Source organism: Vagococcus fluvialis, assembly GCF_003337315.1.
In the GTDB taxonomy this organism is placed as follows: Bacteria; Bacillota; Bacilli; order Lactobacillales; family Vagococcaceae; genus Vagococcus; species Vagococcus fluvialis.
This window is the reverse complement of the sequence record NZ_QPJV01000005.1, coordinates 38,121-51,887: the sequence shown is the minus strand read 5'-3', so window position 1 is coordinate 51,887 and position 13,767 is coordinate 38,121. Positions and strand designations below refer to the sequence as shown.

Below are 13,767 nucleotides of genomic sequence, written 5' to 3'. Positions count from 1 at the left end.
ATAAAATGAGTAAAAAAATTTATATTGTATCTTTGAATTCAGTTGTTACTGGTGGACCGGAAAGTTTACATCAACTAGCTTCTGAAATACAAAAATTAGGCTTTGAGACATATATTTATTACATTGATACAAAAACAACATATATACCAGAAAAATTTAGAAAATATAAAGTACCAGTATGTACAGAAATTGAAGACAATGAAGATAATTTAATAATAACCCCAGAAGTTCATACTGAGATTTTTTATAATTTGAAGAAAATAAAAAAAGTCATTTGGTGGTTATCTTTAGATTATTACTTAGATCAATTCCCAACAAGATACACTAAGCGATTTTCTGAAAGAAAGAATATTCCAGTATTATTTTCTTATATAATATTATATACATTACGCAAATATAAAAAGAATATTTTTAATTTTAAAGAAGATGAAGCTGATATATATCACTTGTATAATTGTGAATACATTAATAATTATTTAAATGAAAAAAAAATACCTAACTCTAAAAAAAAATATCTATGTGGTCCTTTGAGTGATGAATTTTTTGAATCTGAAATAGACATGAACAATAAAGAAAATATAATTATTTATAATCCAAAGAAAGATAATAAATTTATTTATAAAATAAAAAAATATGCTCAAAATAATAGTTTAGATATGGAATTTATTCCTATTGAAAACATGAAAAGCTCTGAATGTATTGAGTTAATGAAAAAAGCAAAAGTTTATATAGATTTTGGATATTTCCCAGGACCAGAGAGATTACCTAGAGAGGCGGTAATGAATTACTGTAATATAGTAACTGGATTAGAGGGGAGTTCTAGAAATAATTTAGATGTTCCTATACCTGAGAAATTTAAATTTGAAAAGAAAGATTCCAATATTCCAAATATCTGCTTAACTCTTTTAGAACTTACTGAAAACTACGTTAATAATTTTTCTAATTTTGATGTATATAGAAATAAGGTAATTCATCAAAAGGATAATTTCTCTATGGATATTGAAGAATTTATTAATAGTTTAAAGTGAATTAGACAAGATTTGGATTTAGTATTTAAAGATATACTCCAAATATAGCTTATAATATTCATATAATGGAGAACTATACTTCTAAATCGTAGAAAAAAATATTTTGAAAAAGTGTTTGTAAAAGAATAAAAAATCTTCTTTAGATTTTAGAAAGAGAAAATTTATGAATAAAAAAATAATAGAAAATTTTTTATATCAAGGATTGTACCAAGTTACTATAATAATATTACCGATTATCACCATTCCTATTGTATCTCATGCTTTAGGAGTCGAAGGAGTAGGAATATATAACTATATCACATCTATAGTTTCTTATTTCATTCTTTTTGCTGGATTAGGATTAGCAACATACGGAATAAGAGAAATTGCAACCGTTAAAGAATCAAAGGAAAGTAGATCCAAAAAGTTTTGGGAATTAGAATTTTTTAATATAATTATTGTTTGTATTGCAGTAATTATCTATACCTTATTTTTATTAATTGTTGATAATAAAGTATATTATGTTTTATCTGGTATTTCATTATTGGCTACTTTATTTGATATTTCATGGTTTTATTATGGGATACAAGATTTTAAACATATATCTCTAATCAATATAGGAATAAAAATTATTTCATTTTTATCAATATTAATTTTTATAAATCAAAAAGATGATCTTGTAATATATTTCTTAATACAAAGTTTGAGTATTTTAATTTCTAATATCTCCTTGTGGATTTTCCTTAAAGAAAAAGTGATTTGGATAAAACCAACATTATCAGGTTCATTAAGTCATTTAAAACCAGCTTTAAACTTTTTTATTGGAAAAATATCAATCACTTTATATACTACAATGAATAAAACGCTATTAGGAATTTTTGTAACGACAGCTGCCGTTGGATTGTATAGTAACTCATTACAGTTAATAACAATGATAGTTGTGCTAATTGGAGTTTTAGATACAGTATTGATGCCTTATATGACTAGTTTGTTTACAAATGAGGAAGAAGATTCTTTAATAAAATTAATGGAGAAAACAATAGATTTACAATTGTTTTTCTCAATTCCGTTAATGTTTGGAATTATTTTAACTAATTCTAAAATAATTCCATGGTTTTATGGAGAAGAATTTACATACTTAAATAAAACAATACCAATTCTAGCACCTCTGATAGTGATAATGCCATTAGGAATATCTTTAGTAAGGCAATTTTTAATGCCTAAAAACAATATTAAACAATTCAATATATCTGTAATAATTGCTGCTTTTGTTAGTGTAGTTATTAATTTATTATTATTACCAAGTATAGGTATTTGGGGAGCAATAATAGCAACTTTAATTTCAGAATTTACAGTTACTGCTGTAAGAATTAAGGATGTATTAAAAAATTCAAATTTTAAATTTAAACTAAGGAATATTTCAGCGTACTTTTTTTCAGGTTTATTAATGTTAGGAATTACATATATTTTAACAAAAGAAATGACAGCATCAATTACAACAACTCTTATACAAGTGGTAATAGGCATAATAATATATATGTTGTCAACTTATATACTAAAAAAGAATATTTTATTTAATTTGAAGAAAGAAGGTATTATTTAATGAAGTGGGTTTTTAGACTTAATTACTTCTTCCTATCCAATGTTTCACCCATACTAGCAATTAAATTTTCTTATTTTAAAGCATTTAATAAGAAAATAGATTTAAGTAACCCGATAACTTTAAATGAAAAAATTAATTGGTTAAAATTAAATTCATATGAACATGATGATTTGATAATACAGTGTGCAGATAAAGTCAAAGTTCGATCATATATTGAAAAAATTGAGCCAAAAATTTTAAATGAACTATATGGAGTTTGGGACAACCCTAATGACATAGATTGGGCTTTATTACCTAGTAAGTTTGTATTAAAAATGAATCATGGAGCTGGATATAATTTAGTATGCACAAACAAAGAAAAACTGGATATAAATAATAGTATTTCACAAATAGAAAAGTGGATGAAACACGATTTTTGGAAATACTCTTCAGAAATGCAATATAAAAAGATAAATAAGAAAATATTAATTGAAAAGTTTATTGAACCAGAGATAGGTACAGTACCCAATGATTATAAAATATATTGTTTTCACGGAAAAGCCCATTATATTATGAGTTGTGAAGAACGTTCAAGTGATAAAACTAAATTTTACTATTTTGATACTAACGGGGATTTGATACCTTTTAGTGATGATAGTAAAGAAGCAATAAAAAGTAAACAAAAAATTAATTTACCTAATAATTTTAAACAAATGTTAGCCATTTCGGAAAAATTATCAAAACCTTTTAAATTTGTAAGAGTGGATTTGTATTCAGAAAACAATAAGATATATTTTGGAGAGTTAACTTTTTCTCCAGGAGCAGGTCTTGATACCGACAGATTAGAAGAGGTTGACTATATTTTTGGTTCATTACTGAATTTGGATTAATCAGTAATTAAAGTAAATAAGTTGAAATTTAGGAGAATAATATAGAATAGGATGAATGAGAATGAAGACAATTGGATTTCCTATAAGTAAAAAAGAAAATGAATATAGAAGAGCTATTGTACCTAGAGATATTAAAAATATTGTAAACCCTGAAAATTTATTTTTTGAAAAAGGTTATGGGAAAGTATTAGGATACACTGATGATGAGTATTTAGATTTTGGAGTAAATATAACTGATAGAAAAACAGTATTGAATCAAGATATAATTTGTGATCCTAAAATAGGTGATGCGGAGTACTTAAATGAACTAAAATCTACCCAAACAATTTTTGGATGGGTACACGCTGTTCAAAATAAAGACATAACTGATGTTTTGATAAAAAATAAAATTACAGCATTTGCTTGGGAAGATATGTTTGAGAAAGGAAGACATCTTTTTTGGAGAAATAATGAACTTGCAGGTGAAGCTGCAATATTACATGCTTATCAAATTTTTGGGAAAATGCCGTATAATACAAAATCTATTATTATTGGTAGAGGTAACACCGCTCGAGGAGCATATAAAGTTCTTAGTAATCTTGGATCAGAAGTTGAACAAATTGGAAGAAAAGAAGAAGAATATTTAAGGGAAAATATACATAATTATGATGTTATAATAAATTGTGTCTTATGGGACACCAAGCGGAAAGATCATATTATTTATAAAAAAGATTTAATGAAAATGAAAAAAGGAGCAATGATAGTTGACGTTAGTTGTGATGAAAATGGAGGTATCGAAAGTTCGAAACCAACAACAATTGAAAACCCAGTTTATAGTGTAGACGGAGTTTTACATTATGTAGTTGATCACACACCATCGCTATTTTATAAAACTTTTTCTGAAGATAATTCTAGTGTAATTTGTAATTTTCTGAATGAATTGTTGTTAGAAGAGTACTCTCAAACTTTAATTGGTGCTTTAATTATTGATAAAGGAAATATAATTGATAATAGAATAAATGAATATCAAAATAGGATGTGAATTAACTGAGTTAACAAGTTAATAAAAGGAGAGAACATGGATGAATATATCAGTTTTTGGATTAGGATATGTGGGATTAGCTAATAGTCTACTACTTGCCCAAAATGAGAATGTTGTTGCCTATGATATAATTGAAGAGAAGATAGATAGACTTAGAAAGAAAGAGACAACAATAGTTGATGATGAAATTAAAAAATTTATGAATAAAAGTCAGATGAGTATTGAATTTACGTCTGATTTTGAGCTGGCGGTAAAACATGCAGATTACTGTATAATAGCTACACCTACAGATTACGATGAAAAGAAAAATTACTTCAATACTTCTACTGTAGAAGATGTAATCAAAAAAGCATTAGCAATTAAACCAGAAAGTTTATTTGTTATTAAGTCAACTATCCCTGTTGGCTATACTAAAGAATTAAAAGAAAAATTTGGTACCGATAATATTATCTTCTCACCTGAATTTCTAAGAGAGGGAAAAGCGTTATATGATAACTTACACCCATCAAGAATTGTTGTAGGTGAAAAATCAGAAAGAGCTGAAAAGTTTGCAAATGCTTTATTACGTAACTCCTATAAAAAAGAGGTGCCTGTTTTATATACAGATTCAACAGAAGCGGAAGCTATTAAGTTATTTGCTAATACATACTTAGCTTTACGAGTTTCTTATTTTAATGAACTAGATACATATGCAGAGTCACGTGGACTAGATGCTAAGCAAATAATAGCTGGAGTAAGTTTAGATCCAAGAATTGGTTCTCATTATAATAATCCCTCATTTGGTTACGGAGGCTACTGTTTACCAAAAGATACAAAACAGTTATTAGCTAACTATGATCAAGTTCCCAATAATATTATTGGAGCAATTGTTGATTCAAACAGAACAAGAAAAGATTTTATAGCGGATCAAATTTTGGCTAAAAATCCTGAAGTAGTAGGAATCTATAGATTAACAATGAAGGCTAATTCAGATAATTTTAGATACTCATCTATCCAAGGGATAATGAAACGAATCAAAGCAAAAGGAATTGAAGTAGTAGTTTATGAGCCAACTTTAAAAGAAGAAATGTTTTTTAATTCAACTGTTGTAAAAGATTTGGATGAGTTTAAAAAAATATGTGATGTTGTTGTAACGAACCGTTTTGAAGATGAATTAGAAGATATTATGAAGAAAGTTTATACAAGAGATATTTTTAAACGGGATTAGTAAAAAATGATTAGCTTTAATCTTGTTGTAAAGGCTAATCATTTTTATTTATGTAATTAAGTACAGTGATCTTAATTTATAATTAATGATGAAATTATTTAGAATGGAGAAGGTATGATGAAAGGAATTATTCTGGCAGGAGGTTCAGGCACGCGTCTGTATCCTCTTACAAAAGCAACATCAAAACAATTAATGCCAATTTACGATAAACCAATGATTTATTATCCACTATCAGTTTTAATGTTGGCTGGTATTAAAGATATTTTAGTGATTTCAACACCACAAGACACACCAAGATTTGAAGAGCTATTAGGTAATGGCTCGGAGCTTGGTATAAATATAGAATATGCTGTTCAAGAAAGTCCAGACGGATTAGCTCAGGCCTTTATTATTGGGGAAGAGTTTATTGGAGATGACTCAGTCTGTCTTATTTTAGGAGACAATATTTATTATGGTGGCGGCTTATCTAAGATGCTTCAAAACGCTTCATCTAAGAAGACTGGAGCGACAGTTTTTGGCTATCATGTGAACGACCCAGAGCGTTTTGGAGTTGTTGAGTTTGATGACAATATGAAAGCTATCTCAGTGGAAGAAAAACCAGTTGAACCTAAATCAAATTATGCTGTGACTGGTCTTTATTTCTATGACAATGATGTGATTGAGATTGCTAAAAATATTAAAACTTCTGAGCGTGGTGAGTTAGAAATCACTGATGTGAATCAAGCTTACTTAGATAGAGGAGATTTATCAGTTGAATTAATGGGTCGTGGATTTGCTTGGTTAGATACAGGAACTCACGAGTCTTTATTAGAAGCTTCAACTTTTATTGAAACGATTGAAAAAAGACAAAACTTAAAAGTAGCTTGTTTAGAAGAAATATCATACAGAATGGGCTATATTACAAAAGAAGAGCTATTAGACCTAGCCGAACCGCTTAAGAAAAATCAATACGGTCAGTACTTAATCAGACTAGCGAAAGGATAATGAATACATGGGGAAAATTAAAGTAACTGAAACAACATTAATAGATGCCAAAATTGTTGAACCAGCTGTTTTTGGCGATCATAGAGGCTTCTTTACAGAAAGCTATTCGGATAAAGATTTTAAAGAAGCTGGATTAGAGTTTAATTTTATTCAAGACAATCAGTCTCTTTCAGTTGAAGCAGGAGTCCTACGTGGATTACATTTCCAAGAAGGTGATGCTGCTCAAACAAAATTAATTCGTGTGATTACAGGTTGTGTATATGATGTGATTGTAGATATGAGAGAGGGAAGTCCTACTTTTGGTAAATGGGAAGGTTTTATTCTATCTGCCTCAAATCAAAGACAATTATTAGTCCCTAAAGGATTTGCTCATGGCTTTCTAACTTTGACACCTGATGTGAATTTTGTTTACAAGTGTGATGGTTATTACAATGCTGAAGCAGATGCGGGAATTGCTTTTGATGATGCAGGTTTAGGAATTGACTGGCCCATTGATGTAAATAAAGCTATTTTATCCGACAAGGATAAAAACCATCCAACTTTTGAAGAGTATATCAAAAATAATACATTTGTTTATGGAGGCCTGTAAAATGAAAAATATTATTGTTACTGGTGGCGCTGGTTTTATTGGTTCTAACTTTGTCCACTATGTTGCCAATAACTTTCCAGAGGTTCATATCACCGTTTTAGATAAATTAACTTATGCTGGAAATGAAAAAAATTTAGAAGGACTTCCTACTGATAGAGTGAAGCTAGTTGTGGGGGACGTAGCTGATATGGAACTAGTAGATTCATTAGTCAAAGAAGCAGATGCAGTTGTGCATTATGCCGCTGAATCGCATAATGATAATTCTTTAAATGATCCTTATCCATTTCTACAAACAAATATTATTGGAACATACGCTTTATTAGAAGCTTGTCGTAAATACGATGTGAGATACCATCATGTGTCAACAGATGAAGTGTATGGTGACTTACCTCTAAGAAAAGACTTACCAGGTGGTGGGGAAGGTGTGGGCGAGAAATTTACTGCAGAAACGCCTTATAACCCATCAAGCCCTTATTCATCAACAAAAGCAGGTTCTGATTTATTAGTTCGTGCGTGGGTGAGATCGTTTGGCTTAAAAGCAACTATTTCTAACTGTTCTAATAACTATGGTCCTTACCAACACATTGAGAAATTTATACCGAGACAAATTACCAATATTCTAAAAGGCATTACCCCAAAATTGTATGGAACAGGTGAAAATGTCCGTGACTGGATTCATACCAACGATCATTCCTCAGCTGTTTGGACAATTTTACAAAAGGGAGAAATTGGTGAAACTTATTTAATCGGTGCTGATGGTGAGATGGATAATAAATCAGTTATGGAGTTAATGTTAGAGTTAATGGGACAACCAAAAGAGGCTTATGAACATGTGAATGACCGTGTAGGTCATGACTTACGTTATGCCATTGATTCAACTAAATTAAGAGAAGAACTAGGTTGGACACCAGAATTTACAGACTTTGAAGCGGGATTAAAGGAAACAATTGCTTGGTACACTGAAAATAGTGACTGGTGGGAAGAAGAAAAGCAATCAGTAGAAGCTAATTATGCTAAAAAAGGACAATAACAATGATACTAATTACGGGAAGTTTAGGCCAATTAGGGCAAGAATTATGTCATTTACTGGATGAAAAAAGTATCCCTTACGTGGCAACGAATTCAACAAGTTTAGACATTACGAATAAAGAAAAAACAATGAGTTATATCAAAGAAGTAAAACCTGATATTATTTATCACTGTGCTGCCTACACGGCTGTGGACAAGGCAGAAGATGACGGTAAAGAGATGAATCACTTAGTCAATGTGACTGGAACTGAATATGTGGCTCTTGGGGCAAAAGAAGTAGGAGCCACATTAGTTTATATCAGTACTGACTATGTGTTTGATGGAACTTTGACTAATGGAGAATACGATGTTAATGCAAAAACTAATCCTTTAAACGAATATGGTCACGCTAAATTATTAGGTGAACAAATTGTTAAAGAGATTATGGGAGACAGTCATTATTACATCATTAGAACCTCTTGGGTATTTGGTCAATACGGGGCAAACTTTGTTTATACAATGCAGCGACTAGCTAAAACAATGGATAAATTGTCTATTGTTAATGATCAAGTGGGTAGACCAACTTGGACCAGAACTTTAGCGGAGTTTATGATCTATGCAACAACAGAAAATATAGAGTCTGGTGTGTATCATTTATCAAATGATAATTCATGTACATGGTATGAATTTGCGAAGGAAATTCTTAAAGAGGAACAACTAGAACTATTACCAGTGACATCTGAGGAATTTCCACAAAAAGCAGAACGTCCTAAATATTCAGTTTTAGATCTAAGTAAGACTAAACAAACAGGCTTTGTAATCCCGACATGGCAAGAGGCATTGAATGCTTTTATAGAAAGATTAGGTAAATAAAATGAAAAGAAAAAAAAGTCCAATTAAAAAATTTCTATTAATATTATTAAGTGTGTTACTTCTAATAATACTTGGTACAGGTGCTTTTTTAGCTAAAACTTATTTTGATGTTAAAAGCACTGCTAGTAAAGTAAGTCAAAAAGTAGAGGGCCGTGAAGCTACTACTAGTGTAGCAGAGGGAAAATCTTTTTCAGTTCTACTATTAGGATTAGACACTGGTGATTTTGGTCGTGATGATGTCGGTCGCTCCGATACTATTTTAGTTGCTACAGTTAACCCTAATGAAAATAAAACCACTTTAATCAGTATTCCTCGTGATACTCGTATGGAAATGGTTGGGCACGGGACTGTTGAAAAAGCAGCTCATGCTTATGCTTATGGACAAGAAAAAATGGCAATGGACTCTATAGAAAAATTCCTAGATATTAAGTTAGATCACTATGCTTGGATTAATATGCAAGGCTTAAAAGATTTAGTGGACGCTGTTGATGGCGTTGTTGTTGACAATAAATTTGAATTTACACAAGAAGGATTCACTTTCCCAGCAGGTAAAACAGCCTTAAATGGTGAGCAAGCTTTAGCTTACACAAGAATGCGTTATGAAGATCCTAATGGTGACTACGGCCGTCAAGTAAGGCAACAAGATGTTATCAAAGGGATTGCTAATAAATCACTTAGTTTCAGTGGTGTGACAAAGTATAAGCAAATACTGAATGCTATTGAGTCTAATATGAAAACAGATTTAGAGCCAGATGAGATGTTTAAAATTGCTAAAGATTATAGAAATTCATTTACAACTATTGACCAAGAAACATTACATGGTAATGGTGAGATGATTGATGAGATTTCTTATCAAATAATACCTGATGAAGAATTAGCAAGAGTTCAACTACTGTTAGACCAACAATTAGGTAGAAAATAAAAAGAAAACCGATTAACCTAAAATGGTTAGTCGGTTTTCTGATTTTACGTTGTACAGTTTAAAGAAATCTTTTTTACAAAGTGAGAGTTGAACTTATTTAACTACTAAAACATGGCATGGAGCGTGATTCACTACAAATGTCGTTGTAGAGCCTACCACTAACTTATTAATCCCATGAACACCTGTAGCACCTATAAGAATTAAATCAAAATGATTGTTTTCAGCATATTCTACAATAGTTTGTTTAGGAGAACCTTCTTGGACTGAAACACTAATATTTTGAGATTGGTTGTTGGAAAAAGTAGCAGTTAGGTAATCATGTGTATAGGTCAGCAGTTCATTTTGCCTAGCCGATAAGTCGGTGTAGAGATAGCTATCAGGAAGATACAAATAATAATTAATCGATGGAACTACCTGTAAGACAGTAATTTTTCCATCATTCATCGCAGCAAGTGTTTTTGCCTGTTCAAAGGCTAATTGTGACTGTTCTGATCCGTCATAAGCAACAAGAATTTTTTTATATGCAACATTCATTTTAAAAGCCCCCTTTTCTTTTATTTTACCACATTAATGACTTAATGGAGTTATGTTTTAAAATTTAAAAAACCGACTAACAATTGTTGTTAGCCGGTTTTCCATTTAATCTATTTTATCCACATAATCCTTATGAAGTGTAATAAATACCTCACTATGATTATAGTATAGACGACCATGCGTTGTTGTTTCGGTGTGGCAAATACTTTCAATATCAAAGATAGTACTTTTGGAAAACAACATGCCAGTATCTTTTTTGAAGGTTTCATCTGCCTTGATTACTAGATTTTTTAAGGCTTGAAATCTTTTACCACTTGTATGATAGTTTTGGTTATCAAATGTTTCTACCTGGGCATATTTATACCATGCAATCACATCTCCATAAAAATAACTTGCATCATAAGGGCTGCTTGTGTATTGCCACATGGCGTATTCAGGCCACTGTGTAAGATTAGGCAAGTTACTAGAGTATTTGGCTACCCACAAGCCGTAATTAGACTTTATAACCTCTGACCAATCATCAGAGTTCGCATCAGATTCATTCATATAAATCAGTGGTTTTACTTTTGTTTGCTGATAGATATAATCAAGAAATTCTTTAGCTTTTTGAGCCCCTTGTTTACCATATTCTTCGTAATCTAAAACAAGTATGGCTTCACCAATATACTCCTTTGCAAGAGATAAAAAGAACTCTGCTTGTTCTGTTACTGGTTCAGCATTTAAAAAATGATATAAGCCAAAAGGTTTGTTGAGAGCTCTAGCTTGTGTGATAAAATCGGTAGCTGCTTTGTCTTTAAAAGTTGTTCCTTCACTAAGTTTAAATATATAAGCATCCGCTAGGACACTTTGAATATTAAGTCCAAGTTGATGATTAGATAAATCTATAACAGTTAACATTAATATCGACTCCTTTATTTTATTCCATAAAAGAAGAGGCTGACATTGTGGTCAACCTCTTTTCATTTTTAGAATAATTCAGTCACAATTGTTTCAGTGTATTTGGCTGATTTACTTTCAACATACATCTCTGTTCCTTGTTTTTCAAAAACATGTAATTCTGTAATGCCATCCATAACTGCTTTTACTTCCTCAGCTGTTAAATCTTCTCGTGCCACTGTTGGACGTAACTGAGTTTTATTACCTTCTTCATTTAAAAATGTCATTGTTAATTTTTTCATTGTTTAGCTCTCCTTTATTTTAAGTTAATTTGTTGTTTTTCAAGGACAAATACTGAGTTAATATTTTCTTCTACAGGTGCTAGTTGTCCCATCAAACTAGCAAATCCTGCTAAGTCTTCATTTGTTGTGTCTTCTTTAATGTTACCGAAATTTTGTTTACGTGCTTTTTCTTCGCCGATACCTTCATAAATTAGTTCTAGTTTTTTACTTTCAAAAATTGTTTCCATTTTAAGTCACTTCCTTTAATTTTTTTGTAAGTAGCGCGCCTTACACTATTAGTAACGAAATGAAATTAAAAAGTGTCCAACTATTTTTCAAAAAAAGTAATCGTTTTTAGTGCTACTTTATCTCGCCAGTTATAAACCGTCTGTCTAGAGACGTGATGTTTCCTTGCTATAGCAGCAATTGAGAGCTCATGAACATAAGCTTCTTCTAAAAATAATTTTTCATTCTCAGTTAAAATGGTTTGACATTTTTCAAGTAATTCATTAATTTCAATTAAATCTTCTTGTCTTGTATCAGGTAAGTCTCTAAACAACTCATCATCTTCACCAGTCTGTAATCTATCTTTATAGGTGAGTTCTTTTCTGATTTCATCTGTAATCTTCCAGTAAATACGCTGAAAGACATAATTATGAAAGGAATCCATAGATTTACCATCTTTAATAAACGTACGATGAGCATCTACTAAAACCCATCTAGCAATTTGAAGGTAATCTTCAAACATAGGATGAAAACTAGTAACATGACATTTCTTTAAAGCTCCTAGTACCAATACATGATATTCTTCGACTAATTGATCTTCCATAATGAGCTCCTCTAAAAGTAAGTTTAGACTGGCCAGTCGAGAAGAGTATAGAAGATAATGATATTTTTGAAAAAAATGAAAAAAGAGGTATAGCTTAGAAAAATTAATAGAATTACCCAAAATGAAATAGATTCGAGGAAAACGAGTGAATACGAAATTATTTGCTTAATTTTCCTCAAATTTAGTAAATTTTTGTTCAAAAAAAGATCTAAAAATAATAGTCAGTCAATAAAAAATATGTTATCATCAGTATCGTAAAACGCTTTCAACTGTTAAGAAACTAAAAATTCCAGGAGTTGATTTGATGACATTACGAGATGAAAAATATGAGGGCTATTCAAAAAGAATACAAGAAGATGAGGTCTATCTTTCAAACTTTGTTAAAGAGTTTGAACCTTACTGGATTTACAAAAGGTCTATCAAAATTACCAAAGATACAATAATCATTGCAGATATCAGAAGAAGTCATGATAAATATAATACATTGATTATCTTTTCTGATGGAGTTCCTATAGTGACCAAGGAAAATAGTGGGGATATAATAGCTGAATATCAGAAAAATCGTCAAAAAAATTATAGGTTTTCTAAAATGATTATCAAAGAAGTTTTTGGAAAAAGTAATTATCTCCATGCTTATATGGAGAAGGATTCTGTTTTTGTGCCTATTGAGGGAGAATCAAGAGGTAATGTTACATACTTTAATATTTCTTATATAGATTCAGTTTCTTCTTATAGTGACTACGAAGCCGTTATTTCATTTTGTAACTACTTAGATACTATTGTCCCAAGGAAAGCACATTCTGTAAAAAGAAGATTAAAAACTTATTTAAAACACTTTATTGTCTATCGCTACGGTGTTACTTATGAAAATACTGTTGGAACTAACTTTCAGCCTTTTAATTACTGGAAAGGGAAATGTTATGAAGAGTATGATCATTTAATGATTGATGTGATTAATGATATTAAAAAAGATGTTAATATTTCAGCAATCAATGATTGCCGTATTATAAATGAGATTCAGCACGATAGAACTATAGAACAACAATATAAAGTGATGGAAGAGATTATTAATGATAATTAATAACTAAGATAATCTAAAGGCTACCTGAGAAGCATTTCTTTTTACTTGAGTCTATGGTAACTTATACTTATAGAAACTTTTGA

16 protein-coding genes are annotated in these 13,767 nt (G+C 30.4%); 11 read left to right on the top strand and 5 right to left on the bottom strand.

All coding sequences use genetic code 11. From position 1 onward, the window contains the following. The first annotated feature begins 5 nt into the window (after positions 1-5). The 10 genes from DFR54_RS06505 to DFR54_RS06460 all read left to right on the top strand — a co-directional run bounded on the left by DFR54_RS06505 (position 6) and on the right by DFR54_RS06460 (position 10,083). Complete coding sequence (locus tag DFR54_RS06505; protein ID WP_114289543.1) at positions 6-1,028, top strand: hypothetical protein; 1,023 nt, start codon at positions 6-8, stop codon at positions 1,026-1,028. A gap of 163 nt (positions 1,029-1,191) precedes the next feature. Further along, positions 1,192-2,610, top strand: coding sequence for an oligosaccharide flippase family protein (locus tag DFR54_RS06500; RefSeq protein ID WP_114289542.1), 1,419 nt, complete (start codon positions 1,192-1,194; stop codon positions 2,608-2,610). Further along, complete coding sequence (locus DFR54_RS06495; RefSeq protein WP_114289541.1) at positions 2,610-3,479, top strand: ATP-grasp fold amidoligase family protein; 870 nt, start codon at positions 2,610-2,612, stop codon at positions 3,477-3,479. The genes DFR54_RS06500 and DFR54_RS06495 overlap by 1 nt, the downstream gene beginning before the upstream one ends. Before the next feature lie 61 nt (positions 3,480-3,540). Continuing rightward, complete coding sequence (locus DFR54_RS06490) at positions 3,541-4,500, top strand: N(5)-(carboxyethyl)ornithine synthase (RefSeq protein ID WP_114289540.1); 960 nt, start codon at positions 3,541-3,543, stop codon at positions 4,498-4,500. Positions 4,501-4,540: 40 nt separating this feature from the next. Further along, positions 4,541-5,707, top strand: coding sequence for a nucleotide sugar dehydrogenase (locus tag DFR54_RS06485; protein WP_086341372.1), 1,167 nt, complete (start codon positions 4,541-4,543; stop codon positions 5,705-5,707). A gap of 117 nt (positions 5,708-5,824) precedes the next feature. Then, positions 5,825-6,691 carry a glucose-1-phosphate thymidylyltransferase RfbA gene (rfbA, locus tag DFR54_RS06480; protein ID WP_114289539.1) on the top strand — a complete coding sequence of 289 codons (867 nt, stop codon included), beginning with the start codon at positions 5,825-5,827 and terminating at the stop codon, positions 6,689-6,691. Positions 6,692-6,698: 7 nt separating this feature from the next. Next, a complete protein-coding gene (gene rfbC, locus DFR54_RS06475; RefSeq protein WP_114289538.1) occupies positions 6,699-7,280 on the top strand; it encodes a dTDP-4-dehydrorhamnose 3,5-epimerase in 582 nt (193 codons plus the stop codon). Between the two features lies 1 nt (position 7,281). Then, positions 7,282-8,310 carry a dTDP-glucose 4,6-dehydratase gene (gene rfbB, locus DFR54_RS06470; RefSeq protein ID WP_114289537.1) on the top strand — a complete coding sequence of 343 codons (1,029 nt, stop codon included), beginning with the start codon at positions 7,282-7,284 and terminating at the stop codon, positions 8,308-8,310. A gap of 2 nt (positions 8,311-8,312) precedes the next feature. Next, positions 8,313-9,161, top strand: a complete 849-nt coding sequence (gene rfbD, locus DFR54_RS06465; protein ID WP_114289536.1) for a dTDP-4-dehydrorhamnose reductase — start codon at positions 8,313-8,315, stop codon at positions 9,159-9,161. Position 9,162: 1 nt separating this feature from the next. Next, positions 9,163-10,083 (top strand): LCP family glycopolymer transferase, encoded by a 921-nt coding sequence (locus DFR54_RS06460; RefSeq protein ID WP_114289535.1) that lies wholly within the window; start codon positions 9,163-9,165, stop codon positions 10,081-10,083. A gap of 93 nt (positions 10,084-10,176) precedes the next feature. On the opposite strand, the gene DFR54_RS06455 is transcribed toward DFR54_RS06460, so the two are convergent. The 5 genes from DFR54_RS06455 to DFR54_RS06435 form a co-directional block, all read right to left on the bottom strand. Then, positions 10,177-10,617 (bottom strand): universal stress protein, encoded by a 441-nt coding sequence (locus DFR54_RS06455; RefSeq protein WP_114289534.1) that lies wholly within the window; start codon positions 10,615-10,617, stop codon positions 10,177-10,179. A gap of 105 nt (positions 10,618-10,722) precedes the next feature. After that, positions 10,723-11,514 (bottom strand): GH25 family lysozyme, encoded by a 792-nt coding sequence (locus DFR54_RS06450; RefSeq protein WP_114289533.1) that lies wholly within the window; start codon positions 11,512-11,514, stop codon positions 10,723-10,725. Positions 11,515-11,582: 68 nt separating this feature from the next. Continuing rightward, a complete protein-coding gene (locus tag DFR54_RS06445) occupies positions 11,583-11,795 on the bottom strand; it encodes a DUF2922 domain-containing protein (RefSeq protein ID WP_086341380.1) in 213 nt (70 codons plus the stop codon). Between the two features lie 14 nt (positions 11,796-11,809). Next, positions 11,810-12,022: a DUF1659 domain-containing protein gene (locus DFR54_RS06440; protein WP_114289532.1), complete on the bottom strand. Its 213-nt coding sequence runs from the start codon at positions 12,020-12,022 to the stop codon at positions 11,810-11,812. A gap of 80 nt (positions 12,023-12,102) precedes the next feature. Beyond that, positions 12,103-12,603 (bottom strand): sigma-70 family RNA polymerase sigma factor, encoded by a 501-nt coding sequence (locus tag DFR54_RS06435; protein ID WP_114289531.1) that lies wholly within the window; start codon positions 12,601-12,603, stop codon positions 12,103-12,105. 304 nt (positions 12,604-12,907) lie between these two features. Between DFR54_RS06435 and DFR54_RS06430 the strand changes: the two genes are divergently transcribed. Next, entirely contained in the window at positions 12,908-13,684 is a 777-nt protein-coding gene (locus DFR54_RS06430) for a competence protein ComK (RefSeq protein ID WP_114289530.1), read from the top strand. Positions 13,685-13,767 lie beyond the last annotated feature (83 nt).

Bases quoted from the DNA above. Each gene is read 5' to 3' on its own strand.
- DFR54_RS06505 (WP_114289543.1), top strand. From the start codon at position 6: ATGAGTAAAAAAATTTATATTGTATCTTTGAATTCAGTTGTTACTGGT.
- DFR54_RS06500 (WP_114289542.1), top strand. From the start codon at position 1,192: ATGAATAAAAAAATAATAGAAAATTTTTTATATCAAGGATTGTACCAA.
- DFR54_RS06495 (WP_114289541.1), top strand. From the start codon at position 2,610: ATGAAGTGGGTTTTTAGACTTAATTACTTCTTCCTATCCAATGTTTCA.
- DFR54_RS06490 (WP_114289540.1), top strand. From the start codon at position 3,541: ATGAAGACAATTGGATTTCCTATAAGTAAAAAAGAAAATGAATATAGA.
- DFR54_RS06485 (WP_086341372.1), top strand. From the start codon at position 4,541: ATGAATATATCAGTTTTTGGATTAGGATATGTGGGATTAGCTAATAGT.
- rfbA (WP_114289539.1), top strand. From the start codon at position 5,825: ATGAAAGGAATTATTCTGGCAGGAGGTTCAGGCACGCGTCTGTATCCT.
- rfbC (WP_114289538.1), top strand. From the start codon at position 6,699: ATGGGGAAAATTAAAGTAACTGAAACAACATTAATAGATGCCAAAATT.
- rfbB (WP_114289537.1), top strand. From the start codon at position 7,282: ATGAAAAATATTATTGTTACTGGTGGCGCTGGTTTTATTGGTTCTAAC.
- rfbD (WP_114289536.1), top strand. From the start codon at position 8,313: ATGATACTAATTACGGGAAGTTTAGGCCAATTAGGGCAAGAATTATGT.
- DFR54_RS06460 (WP_114289535.1), top strand. From the start codon at position 9,163: ATGAAAAGAAAAAAAAGTCCAATTAAAAAATTTCTATTAATATTATTA.
- DFR54_RS06455 (WP_114289534.1), bottom strand. From the start codon at position 10,617: ATGAATGTTGCATATAAAAAAATTCTTGTTGCTTATGACGGATCAGAA.
- DFR54_RS06450 (WP_114289533.1), bottom strand. From the start codon at position 11,514: ATGTTAACTGTTATAGATTTATCTAATCATCAACTTGGACTTAATATT.
- DFR54_RS06445 (WP_086341380.1), bottom strand. From the start codon at position 11,795: ATGAAAAAATTAACAATGACATTTTTAAATGAAGAAGGTAATAAAACT.
- DFR54_RS06440 (WP_114289532.1), bottom strand. From the start codon at position 12,022: ATGGAAACAATTTTTGAAAGTAAAAAACTAGAACTAATTTATGAAGGT.
- DFR54_RS06435 (WP_114289531.1), bottom strand. From the start codon at position 12,603: ATGGAAGATCAATTAGTCGAAGAATATCATGTATTGGTACTAGGAGCT.
- DFR54_RS06430 (WP_114289530.1), top strand. From the start codon at position 12,908: ATGACATTACGAGATGAAAAATATGAGGGCTATTCAAAAAGAATACAA.